Annotated in this window: 25 protein-coding genes, 1 pseudogene and 1 other annotated feature; of the genes and pseudogenes, 25 read left to right on the top strand and 1 reads right to left on the bottom strand. The window is 42.3% G+C overall.

Features of this window, described 5'->3' with window-relative positions; translation table 11 throughout:
* Positions 1 to 25 precede the first annotated feature (25 nt).
* From cmk to ACWI_RS08710, 25 genes are all read left to right on the top strand, one after another.
* Positions 26 to 679: a (d)CMP kinase gene (cmk, locus tag ACWI_RS08830; RefSeq protein ID WP_070371073.1), complete on the top strand. Its 654-nt coding sequence runs from the start codon at positions 26 to 28 to the stop codon at positions 677 to 679.
* A complete protein-coding gene (locus ACWI_RS08825) occupies positions 676 to 1,257 on the top strand; it encodes a lysophospholipid acyltransferase family protein (RefSeq protein WP_070371072.1) in 582 nt (193 codons plus the stop codon). Before cmk ends, ACWI_RS08825 begins: the two co-directional genes overlap by 4 nt.
* Positions 1,258 to 1,318: 61 nt before the next feature.
* Positions 1,319 to 3,520, top strand: coding sequence for a bifunctional 4-hydroxy-3-methylbut-2-enyl diphosphate reductase/30S ribosomal protein S1 (locus ACWI_RS08820; protein WP_242871600.1), 2,202 nt, complete (start codon positions 1,319 to 1,321; stop codon positions 3,518 to 3,520).
* Between the two features lie 157 nt (positions 3,521 to 3,677).
* Entirely contained in the window at positions 3,678 to 4,085 is a 408-nt protein-coding gene (locus tag ACWI_RS08815; RefSeq protein ID WP_084633598.1) for an RrF2 family transcriptional regulator, read from the top strand.
* A 20-nt stretch (positions 4,086 to 4,105) separates the two neighbouring features.
* A complete protein-coding gene (nifS, locus tag ACWI_RS08810) occupies positions 4,106 to 5,314 on the top strand; it encodes a cysteine desulfurase NifS (RefSeq protein ID WP_070371070.1) in 1,209 nt (402 codons plus the stop codon).
* Positions 5,315 to 5,348: 34 nt separating this feature from the next.
* Positions 5,349 to 5,729: an iron-sulfur cluster assembly scaffold protein gene (locus ACWI_RS08805; protein ID WP_070371069.1), complete on the top strand. Its 381-nt coding sequence runs from the start codon at positions 5,349 to 5,351 to the stop codon at positions 5,727 to 5,729.
* 74 nt (positions 5,730 to 5,803) lie between these two features.
* Positions 5,804 to 6,439: an acetolactate decarboxylase gene (locus ACWI_RS08800; protein ID WP_070371068.1), complete on the top strand. Its 636-nt coding sequence runs from the start codon at positions 5,804 to 5,806 to the stop codon at positions 6,437 to 6,439.
* Positions 6,440 to 6,569: 130 nt separating this feature from the next.
* Positions 6,570 to 7,097 (top strand): PRC-barrel domain-containing protein, encoded by a 528-nt coding sequence (locus ACWI_RS08795; RefSeq protein ID WP_070371067.1) that lies wholly within the window; start codon positions 6,570 to 6,572, stop codon positions 7,095 to 7,097.
* Complete coding sequence (locus ACWI_RS08790; RefSeq protein WP_070371066.1) at positions 7,097 to 8,170, top strand: AI-2E family transporter; 1,074 nt, start codon at positions 7,097 to 7,099, stop codon at positions 8,168 to 8,170. Before ACWI_RS08795 ends, ACWI_RS08790 begins: the two co-directional genes overlap by 1 nt.
* Positions 8,171 to 8,214: 44 nt before the next feature.
* Positions 8,215 to 8,444, top strand: a binding site (T-box leader).
* An 89-nt stretch (positions 8,445 to 8,533) separates the two neighbouring features.
* The gene (gene alaS, locus ACWI_RS08785) at positions 8,534 to 11,173 is read left to right on the top strand and encodes an alanine--tRNA ligase (protein ID WP_070371065.1); all 2,640 of its coding nucleotides are present in this window, start codon (positions 8,534 to 8,536) and stop codon (positions 11,171 to 11,173) included.
* 97 nt (positions 11,174 to 11,270) lie between these two features.
* The gene (locus ACWI_RS08780; RefSeq protein ID WP_014355374.1) at positions 11,271 to 11,537 is read left to right on the top strand and encodes an IreB family regulatory phosphoprotein; all 267 of its coding nucleotides are present in this window, start codon (positions 11,271 to 11,273) and stop codon (positions 11,535 to 11,537) included.
* A gap of 113 nt (positions 11,538 to 11,650) precedes the next feature.
* A complete protein-coding gene (locus ACWI_RS08775; protein ID WP_070371064.1) occupies positions 11,651 to 12,595 on the top strand; it encodes an aldo/keto reductase in 945 nt (314 codons plus the stop codon).
* A gap of 29 nt (positions 12,596 to 12,624) precedes the next feature.
* Complete coding sequence (ruvX, locus tag ACWI_RS08770) at positions 12,625 to 13,041, top strand: Holliday junction resolvase RuvX (protein WP_070371063.1); 417 nt, start codon at positions 12,625 to 12,627, stop codon at positions 13,039 to 13,041.
* An 85-nt stretch (positions 13,042 to 13,126) separates the two neighbouring features.
* Complete coding sequence (locus ACWI_RS08765; protein ID WP_070371104.1) at positions 13,127 to 13,408, top strand: DUF1292 domain-containing protein; 282 nt, start codon at positions 13,127 to 13,129, stop codon at positions 13,406 to 13,408.
* Positions 13,389 to 14,099: a DNA/RNA nuclease SfsA gene (gene sfsA / locus ACWI_RS08760; protein WP_175440926.1), complete on the top strand. Its 711-nt coding sequence runs from the start codon at positions 13,389 to 13,391 to the stop codon at positions 14,097 to 14,099. The genes ACWI_RS08765 and sfsA overlap by 20 nt, the downstream gene beginning before the upstream one ends.
* A gap of 5 nt (positions 14,100 to 14,104) precedes the next feature.
* Complete coding sequence (locus ACWI_RS08755) at positions 14,105 to 14,563, top strand: Fur family transcriptional regulator (protein ID WP_070371062.1); 459 nt, start codon at positions 14,105 to 14,107, stop codon at positions 14,561 to 14,563.
* A 34-nt stretch (positions 14,564 to 14,597) separates the two neighbouring features.
* Positions 14,598 to 16,295 carry a ribonuclease J gene (locus ACWI_RS08750; protein WP_070371102.1) on the top strand — a complete coding sequence of 566 codons (1,698 nt, stop codon included), beginning with the start codon at positions 14,598 to 14,600 and terminating at the stop codon, positions 16,293 to 16,295.
* Between the two features lie 65 nt (positions 16,296 to 16,360).
* Positions 16,361 to 16,729, top strand: coding sequence for a YlbF/YmcA family competence regulator (locus ACWI_RS08745; RefSeq protein WP_070371061.1), 369 nt, complete (start codon positions 16,361 to 16,363; stop codon positions 16,727 to 16,729).
* A 102-nt stretch (positions 16,730 to 16,831) separates the two neighbouring features.
* Entirely contained in the window at positions 16,832 to 17,911 is a 1,080-nt protein-coding gene (gene mltG, locus ACWI_RS08740; RefSeq protein ID WP_070371060.1) for an endolytic transglycosylase MltG, read from the top strand.
* Between the two features lie 66 nt (positions 17,912 to 17,977).
* Positions 17,978 to 18,637: an O-methyltransferase gene (locus ACWI_RS08735; protein WP_070371059.1), complete on the top strand. Its 660-nt coding sequence runs from the start codon at positions 17,978 to 17,980 to the stop codon at positions 18,635 to 18,637.
* Between the two features lie 52 nt (positions 18,638 to 18,689).
* Positions 18,690 to 19,919, top strand: a complete 1,230-nt coding sequence (locus ACWI_RS08730; RefSeq protein WP_070371058.1) for a peptidase U32 family protein — start codon at positions 18,690 to 18,692, stop codon at positions 19,917 to 19,919.
* A gap of 253 nt (positions 19,920 to 20,172) precedes the next feature.
* Positions 20,173 to 21,537, top strand: a complete 1,365-nt coding sequence (locus ACWI_RS08725) for a cation:proton antiporter (protein WP_070371057.1) — start codon at positions 20,173 to 20,175, stop codon at positions 21,535 to 21,537.
* 129 nt (positions 21,538 to 21,666) lie between these two features.
* Positions 21,667 to 22,068, top strand: coding sequence for a hypothetical protein (locus ACWI_RS08720; RefSeq protein ID WP_070371056.1), 402 nt, complete (start codon positions 21,667 to 21,669; stop codon positions 22,066 to 22,068).
* Positions 22,069 to 22,284: 216 nt separating this feature from the next.
* Complete coding sequence (locus tag ACWI_RS08715; RefSeq protein ID WP_070371055.1) at positions 22,285 to 23,007, top strand: LytR/AlgR family response regulator transcription factor; 723 nt, start codon at positions 22,285 to 22,287, stop codon at positions 23,005 to 23,007.
* Positions 23,007 to 24,284, top strand: a complete 1,278-nt coding sequence (locus tag ACWI_RS08710) for a sensor histidine kinase (protein ID WP_070371054.1) — start codon at positions 23,007 to 23,009, stop codon at positions 24,282 to 24,284. The genes ACWI_RS08715 and ACWI_RS08710 overlap by 1 nt, the downstream gene beginning before the upstream one ends.
* A gap of 144 nt (positions 24,285 to 24,428) precedes the next feature.
* Here the strand turns inward: ACWI_RS08710 and ACWI_RS19010 are convergent.
* A pseudogene (locus ACWI_RS19010) lies at positions 24,429 to 24,680 on the bottom strand (hypothetical protein); the annotation flags it as partial.

Here is a 24,680-nt window from a genome sequence, read left to right as displayed (position 1 = left end):
AAAGAGTTGAAAGAGGGAGAGTAAGATGCAAATTGCCATTGACGGACCTGCTGGCGCAGGAAAAAGTACGATCGCAAAAAAAATAGCCGCCGCCTATAACATGACTTATCTGGACACGGGTGCCATGTATCGGTGTATTGCCCATTGCGTTTTAAATCAGATCGGTGATCGTTTTGATAACGAGGATGATATTATAAAAATTGCCCAGTCGACTGTGATCCGCTTTGAGGGGAATCAGGTATTTTGTAATGAAAAAGATGTTACCCAGGAAATTAGGACGCCCCTGGTTTCCCGGCATACTTCCGATGTGGCCAGGATCAAAGCGGTTCGGGATCTGATGGTTGCTCAACAACGGGAATATGCCAAAGATCATGAGGTGGTCATGGATGGTAGAGACATTGGTTCAGTGGTTTTACCGGATGCGCAAGTGAAGTTTTTTCTGGATGCCGATGTTCTGGAACGGGCAAAACGCAGAAAAATTGAATTGGATGAAAAAGGCAACGGTAAAGCGCTGGCAGAAATCAAAAACGACATCGAGAAGCGCGACACGAATGATCGCAATCGCTCAGAAGGTCCATTGGTGAAGGTTGCCGATGCCATTGTCGTTGACACCACCGGGAAAAGCATCGAAGAAGTATACCAGGAAATGAAAACCTATATTGATGAGGTTTGCCGATGATTTATAAAATTGGCCGATTTTTAACTTATCTGCTTAGTTTGATTCTTTTTCGAATCACCATTACCGGCAAGGAGAACATTCCAAAGAGCGGTGGTGCACTGATCTGCCCCAATCACATCAGTAATATTGATCCGGTCGTCATTTCCTTTACAACCCCCCGGGAAATCCACTATATGGCCAAGGTGGAGCTGTTTAAAAATCCCTTGTTGAGCTGGTTTTTCAAAAAGGTCAATGCCTTTCCGGTTAATCGCGAAAAGGTCGGGGTGGAAACCATTAAGACATCCTTAAAAATTCTCAAGGAAGACAAGGTTCTGGGGATTTTTCCGGAAGGGCATCGGGTTAACCCGGAAGATCGAACCCCACCGGCCAGTGGTTTTGTCGTCTTTGCGATCAAGACAAAATCGCCGATTGTTCCGGTGCGGATCAAAGGACACTACCGGTTTAGAAGTAAAATCGAAATTATTATTGGCAAGCCCGTTTATCTGGAAGAATACTATGGAAAAAAACTGACAGATGAAGAAACCCGGCAGCTCAGTGAGAAAATTATGGATACAGTTTATGGATTGGAATTGACTTGAGGTTAATATGGAAATAATTATAGCCGACAAGGCGGGTTATTGTTTTGGAATCGAAAACGCCATGAAAATGGTTCAGGATACACTTGAGTCCGGTCCGGAAAAAATATATACATTGGGACCCATCAGCCATAACCGTCAGGAAACCAACCGTTTGGCTGATCAGGGCGTAACAATTATTGCAGACGAGGATATTGTAAACATTGATAGCGGCTGTATCATTCTGCGCTCACATGGGGTTGGCAAGAATATTATTGAAGCGATCAGGGAAAAAGGACTTCCTATCATCAATGCCACTTGTCCTTTTGTTCGGGCGGTTCAAAAAAAAGTTGAAAGCCATGATGCGGCCGGATATCAGATCGTTATTGTGGGAAACAAGGATCATCCGGAGGTAATTGGAGCTAACGGCTGGTGTAGGGAAAAAGCTTTAATAATTAATGATATAAATCAGTTGGAAAATATTGAAAGATATGATAGAATATGTATCGTGGCTCAGACCACCATCATCGAATCCAGATTCAATGAAATTTGTGATGCGATCCGGTCAAGAGTCAAAGAAGTTGTTATATTTAATACTATTTGCAGTGCCACCGCTGAAAGACAAGCAGCGGCAGCAAAAACTGCAAAAGAAGTAGAATATATGATCGTAATCGGTGGATACCACAGTTCGAACACCCAAAAATTGGTGGATATCTGTAAATCCCATTGCGAAAAAACTTGTCACATAGAAACCATCCGGGATTTAGATCTCTCTGAGGTAATGAAATACCAAAAAATTGGTATTACGGCAGGAGCGTCAACACCGGATTGGATCGTTAAGGAGGTATTGGAAGGTATGGAAGAGCAAAACAAAATTGCTGAGGAAAACGTGGTCGTAGAAGTGGCGACTGAAGAACAGCCACCTGTTGTAGTTGAGGAAGTGGTGGAAACCATTGAAAAAGACGAGTATGATGATGCTAATTTCGATTTCGCTGCTGAAATTGAAGAATCATTAAAAACAATTCGTCGGGGTGCTGAAATCGAAGGTGAAGTTATCCACATTGCCGAAGATGAAGTAATCTTAAACATTGGCTACAAAGCAGATGGTATCATCAAAAAGAATGATTTCACATGGAGAAGCGATGAGGTATTATCTGAACTTGTACAATTAGGAGACAAAGTTTGGTGTATCGTAACGGATTTAAATGAGGGTTCAGGAAATGTAAAACTTTCAAAAATCAAATATGATAACCGTCTCGTACAGAAACAGTTAAGTGACGCCTTTGATAATAAAACGATCTTAGAAGGAACAATCAAAGATATTTCTGGAAATGGTTTAATTGTTGATATCGGATTTACCGATATTTATATGCCAGCGTCACAATATCATGTTCGTTACGTTAAAGATTTGAACACCCTGATCGGCGAAAAAGTTAAAGGGATCATCATTGATTACAATCCTAAACGACGTCGTGCGATTCTTTCTCAAAAAATTATTCTGGAAAAAGATATGAAAGAACGTCGGGAACAAGTCAAAGAAATGAAAGACAAGCGTTTTGACGAATTAAACGTGGATGATGTCGTCAAGGGTGTGGTTAAAACCATTACGAACTTCGGAATCTTTGTCGATCTTGACGGTATCGATGGGTTTGTTCATCGCTCCGATCTGACTTGGGAAAAAATTAATGAGCCGAAAGATATTGTTGAAAAAGGCCAGGAAATTGAAGCCAAGGTAATCGCTAAAAATGATGAAGACAAAAAAATCAAATTAAGCGTTAAAGCATTAATGGATCGTCCCTGGGATGATTTCATTGCTAAATATAATGTTGATGATGAAGTAGAAGTTACCATCACGAACATTTTAGATTTTGGTGCCTTTGCTGAAGTGATTCCAGGTGTTGAAGGTTTAATTCACGTTTCTGAAATCAGCTACAACCGGGTTGAATCGGTTGCTTCAGTTTTAAATACTGGTGATGTCTTAAAAGTAAAAATCATCGGCATTAATCCTGAAAAAGAAAAAATCAGCTTAAGTAAAAAAGCAACTGAAGAAGCGCCTGCACGTCCGGCTCCTACACCACGAAGCAGTAACAGCAGCAATGCCAGTTCAGGTGATCGCGAAAGATCCAGCAACTATGGTGGCGGTGATAGAAATCGTAGACCGCAACAAAACCATAGCAGCAACAATCGGAATAAAACAGTTTATGAAGAAACCGCTAATGTAACTCTTGGGGATTCATTCGGTAACTTATTCGATGGTCTTTTCGGAGATAGCGAAGACGAAAAATAAGAATGCATTAATTAAAAGATCCATGCTCTGGTTTTCCGGAGCTTGGGTCTTTTTTTTGAAACTTTTTTTATTTACCTCTTGAAAAATTTAAAATTCGTGCTATAATGACATTAAATCCCGGTGGAATACTCGGAAATAATCCAGGGAGGTGTTGCAATTGAGACTTTCAACAAAAGGACGATATGGTGTGCTTGCCATGGTGGAATTGGCGCTTCAATTTGGAGATGGTCCGGTTTCAATTAAGGAAATCGCCGAAAAGCAAAATTTTTCGGATTCTTACATGGAACAGCTTTTTTCAACCTTAAAAAACGCCGGTCTGGTCAAAAGCATTAGAGGTGCCCGGGGTGGCTATGTGTTAGCTCGGGAGCCTGGTGATATTACTGTTGGTGAAATTATCAGAGCACTTGAAGGTCCGATCGAATTAGCAGAATGTATTGATGGCGGTGGGAAGCTTACCTGTGTCAAATCACCGGAGTGCGTGACCAGAGGGCTTTGGAAAGATATTAGCGACAGTATCAGTAATGTCATTGACAATCGCACATTACAGGACTTATTAAGTAAATAATCAAGAAAGAGGTAATTGTTATGAAACGAATATATTTAGATCATGCCGCAACAACGCCTGTTGATCCAGCCGTTGTTGAAACCATGTTGCCATTTTTTACCGAATATTTCGGAAATCCTTCTTCCGTTTACACCGAAGGCCGGGGCGTTAAAAAAAGCATTGAGGCAGCCCGGCTCCAGATTGCTAAAGCCATCAACGCCGATCCCCGGGAAATTTATTTTACCGGAAGTGGATCAGAAGCCGATAACTGGGCCATTAAAGGCATTGCCATGAAAAATCAGGCTAAGGGAAAACACATTATCACTTCTACCATCGAGCATCATGCGGTGCTTCACACCTGTGAATATCTGGAAAAGCAGGGCTTTGAAGTAACCTATCTGCCGGTTGACGAATATGGCTTGATCTCGTTGGATGATTTACGAAATGCCATCCGCAAAGACACGATTCTGGTGACAATCATGTTTGCCAACAATGAGATCGGAACCATTGAACCGATCAAAGAAATTGGCGAGATTGTCAAGGAAAAAGGAATTATTTTTCACACCGATGCGGTTCAGGCCCTGGGGAATATCCCGGTTGATGTAAAGGATTTAAACGTTGATTTATTGTCGGTATCGGCGCATAAAATATACGGCCCGAAAGGGATCGGTGCTTTATTTATTCGAAAAGGGGTACCCATTGATAATTTAATCCATGGTGGCGCTCAGGAGCGAAAAAAACGGGCTGGGACAGAAAATACCGCCGAAATAGTGGCTTTTGGTAAGGCCGCCGAAATGGCCACGGAACAGCTTGAAGAAAATGCTGCTCATATGAAGAAATTACGAGATTTGCTGATTAAAGGGGTCATGGATAATATCCCGCAGGTTCGTTTAAACGGTCATCCGGAAAAACGGTTGCCCGGAAATGTGAATTTCTGTTTTGATTATATTGAGGGGGAATCGATTCTACTCAGTTTGGATATCATCGGCGTGGCTGGATCCAGTGGGTCGGCCTGTACATCAGGGTCGCTGGATCCATCCCATGTGTTGCTGGCGATTGGCTTACCGGCGGGAGTTGCCCACGGATCACTGCGACTTACGATTGGCAAACACACAACAGCAGAAGATATTAACTATGTAGTTGACAATCTGATCCAGATTATTGAGCGTTTGCGAAAAATGTCCCCAATCAATGCCGATTGTCCGATTGATGATGCGGTTTTTGATAAAGCCGACCACCACCATCATTAAAAATAAACTAAACTATAAATAAGGAGAAAATAAAATGGAATATACAGATGTAGTAATGGAGAATTTTACCTGTCCCAAACACGTGGGTGAGATTGAAGGAGCAAACGGTATTGGTCAGGTTGGCAGCCCTGCTTGTGGTGATATTATGAAAATCTTCCTGAAGATTAACGATGACGGTATCATCGAGGATGCGTCCTTTAAAACCTTTGGCTGCGGGGCTGCAGTAGCCAGTAGTAGCATGGCTACCGATATGATTATCGGTAAGAGTATTGAAGAAGCGGGAAAATTTAAAAACTCGGATGTCGTTGATGCCTTAGGCGGATTGCCTGCTGAAAAAATTCACTGTTCAGTGCTGGCAGCGGAAGCGATTCAGGCTGCGATTGAAGACTATCACAATAAAAAAGCACAACAATAGTCATATAGACGGCAAAGACGCAGTTTCTGTTACTGGAGACTGCGTCTTTCTTTTGAAAAAATGGAGGACTTCGCATGAGGAATAATAAACTATTTCAGGTTTCAACGCTGACGGCTTTTAAAAACAAAGGGTATGATGGAATAATCTCGGTAAAAAAGATGTTAACCTTTGGCGACACCGGATTTGGCACGTTTGATAAACTCAATGGCGAAATGATTGTTGTCGATGGCGTGGTATATCGTGCGTTAGGAGATTGCTCCATTGAAGTGGCGGGTTTGGCAGACACAACACCTTTTGCAACCCTGGGTGCTTTGGGGAAATGTGAGGGTCAGATATTGGCAATAAACGGCGATATGATTTGTGCGGGTGAAAAGCTTAATCACGCTATTGCCCATCCTGAAAACCCGATATTGGCCAGAATTTCAGGGGAATTTGAGAGTATTGAGATTCATGGAGTGTGGCCCCAGAAAAAGCCCTATGAAGCGCTGGATAGAATTGTCAGTGACCAATCGGTGGTGGTTTTAAAAAACATTAACGGTTGCCTAGTAGGGATTTTTTGCCCGGCCTCGGCGCAGGGTATAAACGTGGTGGGGTGGCACTTTCATTTTATCTCTGATGATAAAAAAATCGGCGGCCATGTCAATCATTTTAGCGCCAGGCATCTCAATGTAGCCTTTAATGTTAAAGATGAATTGGCGATTATTAAATAGAAGTTGCATTAGAGCGTCCTTTTGTTTACAAAAAAAGAAAAATCGACATTGCCATAAAAAAAATAATAGGGTAAGATAAACAATAATAGGGTAAAATAAACACAATGACAAAAAAAGAAAGGAACACAAAATGAAAGCGAACATTTTACTCAATGTGGTGGTTATTTCTCAAAATAATGGCCGACGTCATGGACTGGTCAAGAGTCTGGTGGTGGTGGATCACGTTGTGAAATATCTGGTGATCAATCCCGGCGGTATTCTCTCCAAGGCTCAGTTTTTCAAACCTGAAAATATTGTCGACGTTAATTACAAACGGATGGTGATCGGAAACGAAAAAGACATTATTAAAGTCAACGGCAAAAAAGTGAAAGCGTATCTGGAAGAGGCTTTTCCACTGATGGATTATCAGGTCGTGGATATAAACGGGGAGGCTTTTGGGCACGTGGTCAATGCGACCATTGAAGATGATACATTTGCTATTACTGAATATGAAATTTCCCGAAGTTTTTTTGATGACATCGATCATGGCTTTGCGATCATTCCGGCCGCTGATCTGGTCTATAAGGATCAGGTCTTATATTACGAAAAAGAGATGTTTGATATCGGGTTTAAAAATCAGGGGACAGGCATCGCCAATAAATTGCTGGGGGTTAAATAATGGAAGATTCATCAAACAAAAAGAGATTGTTATTTCTTAACCTTATTGTCGTCGTTTTAATTGCGGCGCTGTGCTTTTTTATCTGGCCAACGCTGGCCGGAATGTTCGCACCCTTCTTTTTTGCGATTGTGTTGGCTTATCTGCTTAATCCACTGGTCAGGATTCTTGAAAATAAAGGGTTAAGCCGGGGCAGTTCGGTATTGATCGTGTTTTTTGCGGTTCTGGCACTGGTGATTGGCGCTTTCATGAGTTTTATTCCCAGTCTGATTACCAATATAGCCAGTATGATCAAGAGCATTCCAAGCTTTGTAACGCAGATGCAGACCTACATAACCAATCTATCGGACTATATTTCAAATTTTACTGGATATGATATTACTCAGTTTTTCAATCTGGAGCAAGTGTTGGGAAATGTCCTGCAGGGATTTGCAACAGCACTTCAGGGGATTTCGAATGCGCTGATTCAGAACAGTGGGCAGCTGATGAACATTATCATTGTTCCACTGGTGACCATTTTTCTGATGATCGATAAAGAATTCTTTATTAAGGGGATTATGTATCTGGTTCCACTACAGTATCGTAATAGTATGCTAAAAATGTGTTGTGATATTGATCTGGTCATTGGCGGTTTTATCAAGGGACAGGGTTTGACTTCGCTGATCGCTGGGATTGCCACCGGGATTGGAGCTTTTTTTCTGGGACTCCCCTATGCCAGTATTATCGGCGTAATCGCCGGGGTTACCACGATGGTGCCTTATTTTGGACCAGCGGTGGGTACCATTGTGATTATGCTGCTGGTACTATTCACCAATCCAATGATGATGATTCCAATGTTGATTGTGATTGGCGTGGTTCAGGTAGTGTGCGGCAATTTTTTGGCACCAGCCCTGATGTCCGGCAATGTGGGGCTTCATCCGGTCTTTATTATTTTCTCAATCTTCTTTTTCGGCGCCATGTTTGGCGGTGTCGGGATGATTATGGCAGTGCCGATAATGGGTACGATTAAGGTAATTGGTGGTTATATTATTTCCTTATTTGCCTCAAAAGACGTCACGGATCTAAAAAAGGATTGACATTTAAATATGGAATTAATATAATCATCCTTACAGGTTAATATTAAAATGCATTGAGAACGAAGGCTCTAAATACAACCATTTCAGAGAGAGAGACGCGGCTGAAAGTCTTTTATCGTTGGTTTAGAGTTGCCCCGTTTGAGCAGCTGAAGAAGAAAGTCGTAATCCCATATTCGATCAGTATTTTCAGTCGGGAAACCGTTATTTAGTAAAGTGAGTTGCCAATGATTTTGCAGCTAATTTGGGTGGTACCGCGGATTAAACCGTCCCTTGCAGACTTGCAGGGGATTTTTTTGTTTTACAAACACCGGAAGGCATTAAAAGCTTTTAAATTAGAAAATCAAAATTTGAATAGGAGAAAAAATGAAACCATTAGGATTAAATGAAATTAGAGAAAAATATCTGGCATTTTTTGAAGAAAAGGGGCATTTGCGGTTAAACAGTTTTCCGTTAGTGCCCATTAATGACAAGAGCTTGTTACTGATTAACTCGGGGATGGCACCGCTGAAACCCTATTTTACCGGCGACGAAATTCCGCCCCGTAATCGGGTTACCACCTGTCAGAAGTGTATTCGTACCCCGGATATTGAAAATGTCGGAAAAACGGCAAGACATGGTACTTTTTTTGAAATGCTGGGAAACTTTTCTTTCGGCGATTATTTTAAAAAAGAAGCGATTCCCTGGGCCTGGGAATTTTGCACCAAGGTGATGGAAATACCAGAAGATAAGATCTGGATTACTATTTATTTGGATGATGATGAAGCCTTTAAAATCTGGAACGAAGACGTCGGTATTCCCAAAGAAAAAATTGTCCGGATGGGAAAAGAGGATAATTTCTGGGAGCATGGTTTAGGACCCTGTGGCCCCTGTTCCGAGCTTTATTTTGATCGTGGCGAAGAATTTGGCTGTGACAGTCCCACCTGCGGGGTTGGCTGTGATTGCGACCGCTATGTTGAGTTCTGGAACCTGGTCTTCACCCAGTTTGATAAAGATGAAGCGGGCAACTATAATCCCTTGCCTAAACCCAATATTGATACCGGGATGGGGTTGGAACGTTTGGCCGTCGTGATGCAGGGGGTCGGAACGATTTTTGAAATAGATACGGTTGGCCATGTGCTCAACTATATCTGTAAAAAAGCTGGAGTAACCTATGGCGATGACCCACAGGATGATATTTCGATCCGGGTTGTTACTGATCATATCCGCAGTGTCACCTTTATGATTGCGGATGGGGTTATGCCAGGGAATGAAGGCCGGGGGTATGTATTGCGGCGGTTGCTGCGTCGGGCTGTTCGTCACGGCAAATTATTGGGGATCAAGGATCTGTTCCTATATGATGTGGCCAAAGAGGCAATTCGGGTTTCGGAAGGCGCTTATCCCGAACTGCGTGAAAAACAGGACTTTATTCAAAAACTGATCCGGATTGAAGAAGAACGCTTTAAAGAAACCATTGATCAGGGTCTGGTCATTTTGAATAAAGAGATTGATCGACTACTGGAAATGGAAGAAAAAACATTTCCTGGACAAGGCGCATTTAAACTCTATGATACCTATGGTTTCCCCTTTGATCTGACCAAAGAGATTATTATGGAACGGGGACTTAATATTTTTGAGTCCGAGTTTGAAAAAGAGATGCAGGTACAGCGTGAACGGGCTCGCCAGGACCGTTTGAACAGTGATCTGGCTGTATGGGCGGACGATCCCTTTAATCCTCTGGGTCCGGATGCGGTTAATACCTTTGTCGGCTATGATAACCTCGAAGCTGAAGGAACCATCTTAGGGCTCTATGTGAATGAAGCCCTGGTGGATGAAGCCAAGGCCGGAGATGAGGTGTTGGTATTACTTGATCAGACATCGTTTTATGCTGAAAGTGGCGGACAAACCGGCGATCATGGCGTGATCCAAAAAGGCGATGGTTTAATTGAAATCCGTGATTGTAAAAAAGGCAGCCTGAGCCGCCATATTCATTCCGGGATCGTTAAATCGGGAACCTTTAAGGTTGGCGAAAGCGTCATTACCGAGGTTAATAAAGAATTAAGAGATGCGGTACAGCGAAACCACACCTCCACCCACTTATTGCACAAAGCCTTAAAACAGGTCTTAGGTGATCATGTCGAACAGGCCGGATCGTTTGTATCACCGGATCGTTTACGTTTTGACTTCAACCATTTCCAGGCGATGACCCGGGATGAAAAACGACAGGTGGAAGATATTGTTAACACCGCTATTTTAGCAGCTTATGATGTCTCGATTTTTGAAACCAATATTGACAAGGCCAAAGAACTGGGAGCAACCGCTTTATTTGGCGAGAAATATGGTGAGATTGTCCGGGTTGTCAAGGTTGGTGATTTCAGTACCGAACTTTGCGGCGGCTGTCATATCAGTAATTCAGCCAAGGTGGGGATGTTTAAGATCATCAGTGAAGGCGGTGTAGCAGCCGGTGTCCGTCGAATTGAAGCGGCAACCGGTTTTAACGCCTGGCATCTGGTCGAAAAAATGGACGACACCCTGATTGAGGTGTCCAACCTGATGAAAACCAATCCCGATCAATTGTTGGAAAAAGTAACGGAACTGGCTGAAACCAACAAACAGAAGGAACGAACCATTGCCGAACTGAAACAAAAATTTGCCGGCAATGCGATTATGGATATTCACCAGAAAATGGAGATCATCAGTGGTGTTCAGGTGACCATTGCTGAAGTGGAAAAAATGCCCATGGAAGAGCTACGAACCATCGGGGATTTATTAAAAGATCGAATGGGCTCCGGGGTTGTCTTGTTGGGCAGTGCGCTGGATGGTAAGGTTAATTTTGTTGCAACAGCTACTCCGGACATCGTTAAACGCGGCTTCCACGCTGGTAAAGTCATTAAAGAAGTGGCGACAATCGCTGGCGGAGGTGGTGGAGGACGCCCGGATATGGCGCAGGCTGGGGGGAAACTACCAGAAAAACTGGCAGAATCCTTGTCAAAGGGTGAGGCCTGCATTCGGGAGCAGTTGAATTAATTTATTAAGAAAAAGAAAAATTACGTCATATGACTTGTCTTTTCTTTTACGATGGGTTAAAATGATATAAATTGATTGTGAAGGAGGTCAGATGACAATGGGAGAAAATACGGTGATTGATCGAGGAACCATTATGTTTGAGGTCGATAGCGAAAAGTCTCAGAAGATCGACGAAGTGATGCGCAATGTACATAAGGCTCTAGTTGAAAAAGGGTATAACCCCGTCAATCAAATTGTAGGTTATGTCATGTCAGGAGATCCGACCTATATCACAAGTCACAGAGAAGCGCGAAATGCCATACAGAAAATTGAGCGGGATGAGTTACTCGAAGAACTTGTACGACGTTACTTAAAAAGTATTTAGTAGGCTGAAAATTTGGGGCTGTCTCAACCGAGGCAGTCCTATTTTGTTTTGCTTAGGTTAAGGAAAACAAAGGCGCACAAACATTAAGCTTGTGGTTAGGAAACGATTTGCAGATGAAAATGAATACGCTTGGTAATACCGGCATTATGGTATCGCGAATGTGCTTTGGTAGCTTGACCATAGGTCCCCTTCAGAAGAACAAACCCCTTCGGGAGAGTCGGGAAATCATCGCTGCCGCCTTAGATGGTGGCGTGAATTTCTTTGATACCGCCGATCTCTATAATAATTATGATCACTTGCGGCAGGCAATTCAGATGCAGCATGAGGTGGTGATTGCTACAAAGTCCTATGACTATACAGCAGTTGGGGTCCAGAAAAGTCTTCATCGGGCCCTGACTGAGTTGGGTCGCGATTATATTGATCTTTACCTGCTCCATGAGCAGGAAAGTCGCAAAACCATCGAAGGTCATTGGGAAGCCATCGAGGCGTTGATTGCTGCAAGACAGGCGGGAAAAGTCAGAGCCATTGGGATTTCCACCCATCGGGTGGAAGGTGTTTCTGGGGCCAGTCTTTTTCCCGAATTGGAGGTGATTCATCCACTGATCAATTTGACTGGTATCGGTATTGAAGATGGAACGACGGATGAAATGGTCGCCGCCATTCATCAGGCCAAAATCCTGGGGAAGGGCATTTATGGGATGAAGCCATTAGGTGGCGGGAATTTGCTTTCTCAAAAACAGGCCAGTTTTGAGTTTGTTTTAAATTTAAGCGATCTGGATGCCATTGCCATTGGGGTTCAATCAGTTGACGAAGTGCAGTATAATGTAAAAAAATTTAACGGTGAAGTGATACCCGAAGGGTTGGAGAGTGCGGTTGCCAGTGCTCCCAAAAAGCTGCATATCAGTGACTGGTGCAGCGGTTGCGGGGAATGTGTGCGGCGTTGTAACCAGCAGGCCCTGAGCGTAGCGGATGGCAAAGCTCGGGTGGATCAAAAGAAATGTGTGCTTTGTTGCTATTGCAGTGCTGCTTGCAGAGATTTTTGTATTAAGGTGATTTAAACAGCCAAAATAAACAGATGGGATTATGAATGGAAAGAATTTTAGGAATTGATGTCGGCGACAAACGGATTGGGGTGGCTGTGACGGACCCCTTACAGATTACTGCCCAGGGGGTGATGACCCTTAAGCGAAAGACCCGGGATGATGATTTAGAAGCGTTTCGTGACCTCATTGCCAGATATGAGATCAAAAAAGTAGTAGCCGGACTGCCCCTGAATATGGATGGTTCAGAATCGGCTCAAACCCGAAAAACAATAAACTTTTGTCAGTTTATCAAGAAACGGCTGAAGATTGAAATCATCTACATTGATGAACGATTAACCTCATCCTGGTCTGAAAAAGTGCTGATTGAAGGTAACGTTTCCCGGGAGAACCGCAAAGACTACATTGATATGCTGGCTGCCCAGATGATCCTCCAATCCTATATGGATCGGGCCGTTAAATAGTTCATAAATAATGGATTGTTTAAGCATAAAAAGGTATAATTACAAGATTATGAACGAAAAAAATAAAGTTGAAAGAGAAGTTGATATGGAAGAAAAAATTATTTTAGAAGATGAAAATGGCGTTGCAAGAGAGTTTGATTTAGAGATTTCATTTCCGCTCGGCGAAAAGACCTATGTGCTGTTAACCGAAGGTGAAGAAAGTGATGATGTTTTTGCTTTCTTTATCGATGAAGACGAAGAAGGAGAAATTCTGGTTCCGGTTGAAGATGAAGCAGAATTTGCTTTAATTGAAGCGGAATATGATCGCATTATGGACGAAGAATACGAAGATTTTGAGGAAGACGAAGATGAAGGTGAAGTTGAGTAAATATCCCCTTGTAAGTGGGATATTTCTTAGCCGACCCAATCGGTTTATTGCCAAGGTAATGATTAATCAGGAAGAGATCGTCGCTCATGTGCCCAATACCGGTCGCATGAGCGAGCTTCTTGTTTCTGGGGTACGGGCCATTTTGGCATGGAATCCGGCGCCGCATCGTAAAACCGACTATACCCTGTTGCTGGTCGAAAAAGACGGCCATTGGGTCTCGGTCAATTCGATGTTGGCTAACCAGATTGCCTACGAATTTTTAAACGCTCAAGCAGATGTTTCAGAACTCAAGCAAGAAGTAACCTACGGCAACAGTCGGTTTGACCTGGCCTGTCTTAAAGGTGGCGAATATGCCTATTACGAGGTCAAAAGCGTCAATCTGGTGGTGGATCAGATTGCCATGTTTCCCGATGCACCAACGGAGCGGGGATCTAAACACCTTGCCGAATTACTCAGGGCTCACCAGGAGGGGTACCATGCCGGGGTTATTTTTGTTGTGCAACGCAATGATGCGAAATCGTTTCAACCGAACAAAAAAATGGATCCCAAATTTTCACGTTTATTGGGTCAATGTCATAGTCTGGGAATAGAGATCCGTGCGCTTTCCTGTGATATTGATGGAGTAAATATAGAAATGATCAGCGAGTTGCCTGTAACTGTTTTATCAGAAGAGACTGTAAAAGAGGTGTGACAACCATGAATAACCAAAAACAAATTGTGGATGCGCTCAGAAAAAGAGGGAACAAAGTAACCCCTCAGCGTCTGGTTACCATTGAGGTTTTGATGACCTTCAGGGAGCAGCACTTTAGTGTTGAAGAATTATTTCAGGGTGTTAAACAGCGCAATCCTGATGTGGGAATGTCGACCATTTATCGAACGGTGCAAATATTGGAAGAAATGGGATTCATTACCAAACGTAACTTTGATGATGGCTTTGCTCGGTACGAACTCTGCGAGTTGGATGAAAAACACTGGCATCATCATTTAATTTGTTTAAAGTGCGGAAAGGTTATCGAAATGCAAGACGATTTCCTGGAAGTTCTGGAAAAAGAAATCGAAGAAAAGAAGGAGTTTATTATAATCAATCACGAACTTAAGGTGTACGGATACTGTTCGGATTGTTATGGAATAACGAAAGGAGAACAATTTGACTGAAAACAAAAACTTAATAACAACGGGGGCCCAACGACTGGAAGGTCGTTCACGATCCAGACGAAAACCTCAGGCTCAGAAAAACAAAGATAAGCTGAGATTAATACCACTAGGAGGCCTAGGTGAAATCGGGAAGAACCTGAACGTATTTGAGTACAAGGATGACATCATTCTTGTCGATTGCGGTCTCAAGTTTCCCGATGATGATATGTTCGGAATCGATATCGTCCTACCGGATTTTAATTACCTGATCGAAAATCAGGAAAAGATTAAAGGGGTCGTTATCACCCATGGCCATGAGGATCATATTGGGGGGCTGGTTTATCTCTTGAAAAAGATCAATATCCCCATTTATGCGACCAAATTCACTGTGGGCCTGATCGATAAAAAGCTGAAGGAACATGGCTTATTAACAAAAACTACACGAATTATTGTTAAGCCCAAAGATCGGATTGATATTGGCGAATTTAATGTTGAGTTTATCCGGGTCAACCACAGTATCGCCGATGCCGTGGGACTCTGTATCAAATGTGCAGCAGCAACCGTTGTCCATACCGGTGATTTTAAAATTGACTATCATCCCATTGGCGGCGAAATAATCGACTTGCAGCGATTTGCCAAAATTGGTTCCCAGGGTGTGGATCTGCTGATGTCAGACAGTACCAATGTTGAAGGGGCTGGGTTTACACCCTCAGAAAGTACCGTGGGACCAACCTTGTATAATTTGTTTCGAGGAGCTAAAGGGAGAATTATCGTAACCACCTTTGCCTCCAATGTCCATCGGCTGCAACAGGTAATTGACGCTGCGGTTGAATATAATCGAAAAGTCATTATTTGTGGCCGAAGTATGGAAAACGTCACCGAAGTGGCCATGGATTTGGGATACATGAAAATACCACCCAACGTATTGGTTCAACTAAAAGATATCAAAAACTATAAAGACAAAGAACTGGTTATCATTACCACTGGCAGCCAGGGCGAGCCGATGGCAGCACTGGGAAGAATGGCATTGGGTGAGCACCGTCACCTGACCATAAAAAAAGAAGATATGGTTATTATTTCCGCATCACCGGTACCGGGAAACGAGAAAATGGTTTCTGAAGTGATTAATAAACTGGTGGAACTGGGATCGGATGTTGTTTACGGACGCTTTGCTGAAATCCACGTTTCTGGTCATGCCCGTCAGGAAGAATTAAAACTGATGATTACCCTAGTCAAGCCCAAACACTTTCTTCCTGTCCATGGTGAAAGTCGGATGCTGATGCAGCATGCTGAGCTGGCCCAAAATGTGGGAATGAATAAAGAAAGAACCTTTATTGCTGAAAACGGCAATATTCTGGAAATTGATAAACGGAGTGTCCAGGTTGTCGGCAAAACTCAGGCGGAGCCGATTCTGGTTGATGGACTGGGTGTTGGCGATATTGGTAATATCGTTCTTAATGACCGGAAGCGATTGTCAGAAGATGGTCTTTTCATTGTAGTGTGCACCATGCATAAAGGCAAAGCGGTTTCAGGACCGGATATTATCTCCCGGGGCTTTGTTTATGTAAGAGAATCAGAAGAACTGATCAATAATGCCCGGGAAGAGGTCAAGAAAGCCTTGATATCTTGTGAAGAAAAGGGTATTATTGACTGGAATTCCATCAAAAATGTGATTCGGGAAAGCTTGTTTAAATATCTCTATGAAAAAACCCAAAGAAAACCGATGATACTGCCCATCTTGATGGAAGTATAAATTGAATCGGGTGATTGTAAAAAATGTTTACAGTTACCACTATAATTTTAAATGAGGAGTAAGGTATGAATGTATATGATGAAGCCAACAATTTGGCACGAGCCCTGAAAGAATGCACCGAATACAAGAATTTTGTAGCGGCAAAAGAAAAACTGGAACAGGATCCGGAAAAATTTGAAATGGCCAAGGATTATATGCGCAGACAGATGGAAATTCAGTCCTTTCAAATGCTGGGCAATGAATTATCCGAAGAGCAGATCACGGCGTATAACACCTTAGCCAATACCATTATGGGCATTCCGGAAATTGCCGATTTTTTTCAGGCGCAAATGTATTTTTCCGTGATTTTTCAGGACATTACCGATATTATGGCAAAGGCTGTCGATCTGGGGATGCATCTGTTTGATTCCGAAGAAGAAGGCTGTGGCGCTTAAACAACCATTCAAATAGAAACAATTTTAAAAAGAATATAGGTGCCCACCTCTATCGCGGTCCTATATTCTTTTTATGGTTTTAGAAATGAAAGCAGGTGAACGATGCGTAATCGAAGCAATCAAACCAGACCCTCGTCCCGTAAAACGGGAAAACTTATTGCCATTATACTGTTATTATTAGTCGTTTTTGGCGCAACTGGGATATTCAGTTTTAATTATTTTATTGGTCAAATGTTAGAACCAGTAGGCGATGGAGAGCTTGTCTATGTTCAAATTGACGATGGGGCCGTGATCAGTGAGGTCGCCGAGACATTGGCAGAAAATAACCTGATCCGGGATGCTTTTGCCTTTGAAATGCTGGCCAAGAAAGAAAATACCGCCAACCAGATCCAATCGGGCTATTATGCCTTCAGTCCCACCGAATCCGCTCAACAGATTTTAGACCGTCTGGTCAGCGGTGATGTCGCTGATGCTACCGTGACCATTCCGGAAGGCCGCAATATTTCTGAATTTGCCGAAATTTTAGAAGAAAAGAATGTCTGCGATGCTGATGCCTTTATTGAAGAAACAAAGAAAGTGGCCGAATATCAAAAAAATTATCCGATCCTCAGTAGCATTCCCCTGACTGAAAAAGATGGGGTGAGCCGCACTCTGGAGGGCTACCTCTTTCCTGATACCTATAGCTTTTCACCGGATACTGAGCCATCAGAAGTTGTAACCGCCATGTTGGATCGTTTTGTGGAGGTTTATGATCAGGACTATTTAAAACGAACCAAAGAAATGGGTAAAACCGTGGATGAGATTGTCATTATGGCGTCGATTGTGGAATTGGAAACCAAACTGGTTGAAGATAAAGCCAATGCCGCCAGTGTCTTTTACAACCGGATTGCTGCCAATATGCCGCTGCAGTCTGATATCACGGTGGATTATGCCCGGGGTGAAAAAACAGCCGTTTTAACCACTGAACAAACCCAATTTCCATCGCCCTATAATACCTATATCAATACCGGATTACCCTATGGACCGATTTGCTCTTTTGGCGAAACATCCCTGGAAGCGGCTTTGTACCCGGCTGAAACCAACTATTTATACTTTGTCGCTGATATGAATTCGGGAAAAATATATTTTAATGAAACCTATGAAGAACATCTTCAGGATGTGGAAAAATACATGGGGAATTAGTCAATAATGAAACAACCAGATGGCCCCGTAAAGGGGCCATTATTTTAGAAGATTGAAGGAAAAACAGTGAGTGAAATTGTACAAGATTATATTGAAGACTATCTGAGAGGATTAATTCCGGCAGATCGTCCCCAAATTGAAGAATTCCGCAAAAGAGCCATGGATGATGCGATTCCGATCATCCATAAAGAAGTGCAAAAACACATTGAACTATTGATCGCGGCTCAAAAAATTCGAACCATTCTGGAAGTTGGTACAGCCGTCGGGTTTTCGGCATCAATTTTTGCCCAAGCCATGGGTTCTTTGGGACAGGTGGATACCATTGAACGAAATTTAAATATGGTGGTTCAAGCCGACGAAAATATTACCAGTCTGGGACTGAAAAATCAGATTAATCTGATGGTCGGGGATGCTCAGGAAAAACTGGCCAAATTGGAGAAAACCTATGATATGATTTTTTTAGATGGCGCCAAAGGTCACTATATCCACTTGCTGGATGATTGTTTGCGGTGCTTAAAACCTGGTGGACTATTGATTTCTGACAATGTGCTGTTTAAAGGTATGATTGCCACCAATGAGCTGGTTATTCGCCGGAAAATAACTATCGTTAAACGGATGCGGGTGTATCTGGAAACCATCTCGAATCACCCCCAATTGATAACTAGCATCCTGCCCTTAGGAGACGGGTTGGCAATCAGCTGGAAAAAGAATATTGAAACGATTTAGTTATTATTAATAGGAAGAGAATTTAAACAAGAGTTAAAGAACGGAGAAACATATGAAAAAACCGGAACTATTAGCACCGGCAGGAAATTTTGAAAAATTGAAGTATGCCCTCCATTACGGTGCCGATGCAGTCTATTGCGCCGGCAAGAAATTTGGGCTCCGCGCTAAGGCGGACAACTTTGACAATGAAGAACTGGCAGAGGCTGTTGCGTATGTTCATGAACAGAATAAAAAAATTTATGTCACCTTGAACATGATTCCCCACAATGACGACCTGGTAGGTCTGCCCGACTATGTCAGTGAACTGCAGAGTCTCGGAATTGATGGCGTAATCGTGGCTGATCCCGGGGTTTTTTCGGTGGTTCGGGAAGTGGCGCCGGACTTAAAAATATCGGTGAGCACCCAAGCCAACAATACCAATTGGCGGAGTGTGGCATTCTGGCATGCCCAGGGCGCCAGACGGATTGTCCTGGCCCGGGAGCTGGGCCTTCGTGAAATCCGGGAAATCCGGGAACAGGTGGCGCCGGAAATGGAAATTGAAATATTTGTACACGGTGCGATGTGTATCTCCTATTCGGGACGTTGTCTGCTCAGTCATTACATGACTGGTCGAAATTCCAATCAGGGCGACTGTGCCCATCCCTGTCGGTGGAAGTATCACTTGATTGAAGAAACCCGGCCCGATGAAGCGTTTTCGATTGAAGAGGATGCCAGCGGTTCGTTTATTTTCAACTCCAAGGATTTATGTCTGATTGATGAAATTCCCGATCTGATGAAAGCCGGGGTCGATAGCTTTAAAATCGAAGGACGGATGAAAAGTCTTTATTATGTGGCGACGGTGGTGTCAGCCTATCGTAAGGCCATCGATTATTGTCTTGATCACCCCGGCGTAACTGAGCTTGATGCGAGCTATTATGAGGAGCTTACCAAGGTCAGTCACCGTAATTACACAAAGGGGTTTTATAGTGGCAAAACGACAGCGGCTGACCAGAATTACGGAACCGGCAGTTATACCCGGGCTTATGATTTTGTCGGTCTGGTGCTGGAATATAATGAGCGCACCGGCATGGCCCTGATTGAACAGCGCAACAAGGTGTCAATTGGTGATACGGTCGAGATTATGATTCCCGGAAAAGGTTTTATCAGCCAAACGATTACGATGATGACAGATGTCGAGGGTACAACCATTGAGTCGACGCCCCACCCTAAAATGCGTTATTATCTACAGATGTGCGCACCAGTTAAACCGATGGATATACTACGAAAACAGGACAAAGTTTGATAGAAAAATAACGAAAAAACAGCGTCTCGTTTACATAAAAAATCACGTAAAATTATTATAAAAAGCCATTGACACATCAATTTCAAAGTGCTATACTTCAGGAAGTTTCATAAGTATACTAGGTTAACATCAATAATCAGTTAGTATACTGTTGTTTAGACTCGGACGTATCAAAGGTGATAACAAGGTGAGCCTATTTTGTTGTCGCCTTTTTTTTGCGCAAATTTTTTTGATGAATCAAAAGGAGAAAGAAATGTATAACTTTGATCAGTTGCTCATCCTGTTCAGCGCCCTGCTTTTTTTAGTCGTTGTGTTTAGTTTTATTAATGAAAAAACAATCAAACTACCCTACGAAATTGGACTGGTTGTTTTTGGTTTTATCTTTGTCGTGCTTTATATTATTGGCCGAAACCTGAATCTGGTTCATATCCCGATCGAGTTTTTAAATCTCTACCGCGAATTTGACTTTACGGATTTCTTATTTAAAGGTGTACTGTGCTTTATGCTCTTTAGTGGAGCCTCGCGAATTGAATTTGGCGATTTCAAGGCTGACAAGTTTTTAATTGCCAGTATGGCAATAATCGGAACCCTGGTCTCAACAGTGGTGTATGGACTCTTGTTCTTTGGTTTGGGCTATCTGATTCATGTCAACATTACCTTTCTGGAAGCCTGTATTCTGGGAGCGATTGTGGCGCCAACCGATCCGATTTCGGCGATGAGTATTCTGGCCAAGGCGGGTTTACCCAAACGCATTGGCCTGATCATTGAAGGTGAAGCCTTGTTCAATGACGGGGTGGCCGTAGCGATTTTTGCAACCCTGCTGACGGCTTTAAAACTTTCGAGCAACAGTGTCTCCGTGATGAGTTTTACCTGGGGTCTGGCTACCGAAATTTTGGGGGCCGTAGCAGTCGGTTTTATCATCTCTTTTCTGTTGTTTGAAGTGTTTAAGCAGTCAAATGATAACTTTATCAAAATCTTTACCAGTATTTTAACGGTAATGCTGTCTTACCTGGTTTGTGAATACTTTTCGTTCTCGGGTCCCATCGCCGCCGTGATCTGTGGCCTTTACTATGCCACTGCCATTGCCGGACTGCAGCGAAATAATCATATCTGTATGACCGAGGAATTACGTGATTTATTCTATTCCTTCTGGTCAGTGGTCGATAATCTGCTAAACGGGATCTTATTTTTGCTAGTCGGGGTATTATTACTTAACATCAAAAACATCAATACCCTGTCAGTGGGGATGATCTTCACCATTGCCATTGGATCGATTGTTTTCAATACCATCGCCAGACTGGCGGGAGTCTATGCATCAATGATCTTTAATAAAAATCCGCCAAAGAGCAAGGGCATGCCAAACCATAGATTTATTGCCTTTATGACCTGGGCCGGATTAAAAGGCGGCCTCTGCCTGGCTTTGATTATGGGCACCAGTATCTCGCTGACGACCCCAACCTATAACCTGTTTTTGGTAGCGACCTATGCCATTGTACTGTTTACCACCGTGGTGCAAGGGCTATCCGTGGGTAAGGGGTACATCATGCTTAGCGGCAATGGCAGTAAAGCCAAACCACAGAAGAAAAAAGTCAAAGTTGCTGGCAGTGCAGTAAAATAAATTATCCAATGATAATTTGACTGGTACAGCACGGTATTCCCAATCGGAAAGACGACCGCTACTTGTGAATAAGAGTAGAGCCGGTTATAATAAACAAAGAGCTTATCTTATTCGCAAAGTGGAGGAATCATGAGAATATATATTGCTGCATCATGGAAGCATCAGCATGCGGTTGAAATGCTGACTGATTTATTGGAAAGCCGGGGCCATACAATCCTGTCCTGGATCCGGGAAGGACGGCCGGAAGAAGCCTTTCTTTCGCAAAAAGAGCTGACCCATTTTATTGAGTCAGCTGAAGGAACACGGGTTTTTGATTTTTGTATCTCATCGGTTACCAGTGCCGACCTGATTATCTACGTCGGGCCATCCGGCTGTGATGCCTGGGCTGAAATTGGTGCGGCTTACGGCTCCAAAATTCCAATCTTTGGGCTGCTGGCCAAAGCTGAACAGGTGGGGCTGATGCGCCATATGATTAAAAACTGGTATGGATCGATTTTGGAGTTGATGACGGCTGTGGATGCCATCAACTAATAATAACTAAAGATTAACAGCACCAATGATGGGTGCTGGAACTTAAAAATAAAACTGAACATTTTTTTAGACGCTATCGTATTAACGGTGGCGTTTTTTTATTGTGGATTAAGAAATAAATACATCTTTAGCGGATTAAATAGCGACATTAAACTGGACAGTTGTTTTATTGTCATGTAAAATGATTTTATAAACCATAAAGAGAAGGTGCCCTGAATGTTTAGTATCGCAATCTGTGATGATCAGCGTGGAATCTGTTCGGAAATTGAAAGTATTATTTTACAATATAAAAAATCAACCCTGCAGGAAATGAAAATTGAAGTGTTTTATTCGGCTGAAAAACTTGGTATTTATATGGAACGTGAACATAATTTTGATTTAATCTTTTTGGACATTGAAATGAAGGGTTTTAATGGACTTGATCTGGGTCGCAAAATTCGCGAAGAAATGGACAACCAGGTCACGCAGATTGTCTATGTTTCGGGTAAAGATAGCTACTTTAAAGATTTGTTTGAGGTTCGGCCAATGCATTTTCTGTCAAAACCAGTGGAGCCGGATGAAGTAATCAAAGACGTTGAACTGGCCATGAAATTAGCAAACCGTTTAGGTGGCATTTTTAGTTATAAAATAGGATCGGAGACACATAAAATTCCTATAAAAAACATCATCTATTTTCAGAGTGTCAATCGAGAAATTAAAATTGTGACCACAACCGGGGAAAAATTATTTTATGGCAAACTCCATGAGGTATTTCGGCAAGTGGCAAAATATCGGTTTATTACCATTCACAAATCGTATATTATCAATTATGAACAGGTAGCCAAATTTAAGTATGACGAGGTTGTGATGTCAAATTCGGCTTGTCTGCCAATTAGTCAGTTAAAGCGGAAAGAAGTCAGAGGACTTCAGATGAAATACGAAAGTGAGAGGTTTCTTTAATGGCGCTAAGCACCTATGAAATGGTATATTTGATAACCAATATTTTTGGAACCTATATCGTTTATAAATTTATGCATATTTTCTTTGAGACCAAAGAAGTCAATCATAGGATAGAATTCTTATCCTATGCGGGATATTACATATTTATTGCACTGGTATATTTAACGATTAATATACCGGTCGTTACGATGATCGGTAATATCGTTGCTTATTTTGGTTTGTCATTTAACTATAAAGCTGGGATTAAAAGGCGTCTTTTGTCGGTATTGATGATTTATTTAATTGGAATGTGTATTGAGGTGATTGTTGCCTTGCTGAGTGGTTATTTTAAGTATTCTTTAATAACCGTTAACAACTATTCGTCAGTATATGGACTGTTCATTTTTCAAATTTTGCTATATCTGGTCATACGCATCCTAAACAATTATAAGAATATCAGAAAAGGAGAAATAATCCCGCTTGCTAATTGGGCAGCAATTATTATAATCCCGATTTCATCTCTATATATTATTCTAACCTTATTTCAAGCAACGGGTCTTTCCTGGGAGCAGATTTTAATTGGCGTGGTACTGATATTACTTGTTAATTTTACAACGTTTTATTTGTATGATGTCATTTCAGCTTCGATGGTCGATAAAATGGATAAAATTTTGCTTGGCCAGCAAAACAAATACTACCAAAAACAATTCGAACTAATGGAGTCATCCTTAAAAACAACGAAAGCAATGCGGCATGATCTGCGTAATCACTTATCGGTTATCTATGCATTGGTTGAAAAAGGGGAAAGAGACGCTGCTTTAAAGCATTTAGCAAAGATGACTGATGTTTATGACGATAAGAAACAATATGCGTGCACCGAAAACATCGATATTGACAGTATTTTAAATTTTAAAATTCAGGCAGCAGAACAACAAAATATAAAAATCGCACTTGATTTGAGTATTCCCGAAAAAATGGACATACCATCATTTGATTTGGCGATAATTTTAGGAAACTTACTGGATAACGCTATTGAGGCTGTTGCTGATTTGGAAGAAGAAAGACAGATAAAAACAAACATAAACTATGATAAAGGGCGTTTAATTATTCTGGTGGAAAATCCCTATCAGGGAGAACGTGTAAAAGTTGGCAATCGCTATCTGTCAACAAATAAGGAACCGAGTCAACATGGGTTAGGTCTGGAAAATGTTAAAAGTGTTTTACAAAAATACGATGGGTCGATGGATATTAACCAGCGGAGTAATATCTTCTCGGTTTCCCTGCTGTTATTTGTTTAGATGATTGCTGCGAGCATGCTTTTAATAAGCTTGCTCGTTTTTGTATATTCCGACCGGCAAACTCCATTTGCACGGTCATTTCGACCCAGCTTCACGGAGGGTGAGATCCACCCTCACGGAAGCTGAACCAGTCGTAACTAAATGCTAATACTCAGAATCATGGTGGCCATGAGCGAGGCGACAGATATGTTCGCACCACGCATCGGTTTCCATGGGATCCTGGTTATTATATAACAACTGAATATAGACCTGATAAGCGGGATGATCATTGTATCGCCGGCCCAGATCGGAGAGAATGTCACTTCTGAGATACTCATCATAGGGATATGCAAGATGACGGCTCAGCTCATAACGGGTTCTGACCGTTTCAGATTCGAGATGTTGGATGTCTTTTAT

This window comes from Acetobacterium wieringae (assembly GCF_001766835.1).
In the GTDB taxonomy this organism is placed as follows: Bacteria; Bacillota; Clostridia; order Eubacteriales; family Eubacteriaceae; genus Acetobacterium; species Acetobacterium wieringae.
This window is presented reverse-complemented; position numbering and strand designations above follow the sequence as displayed.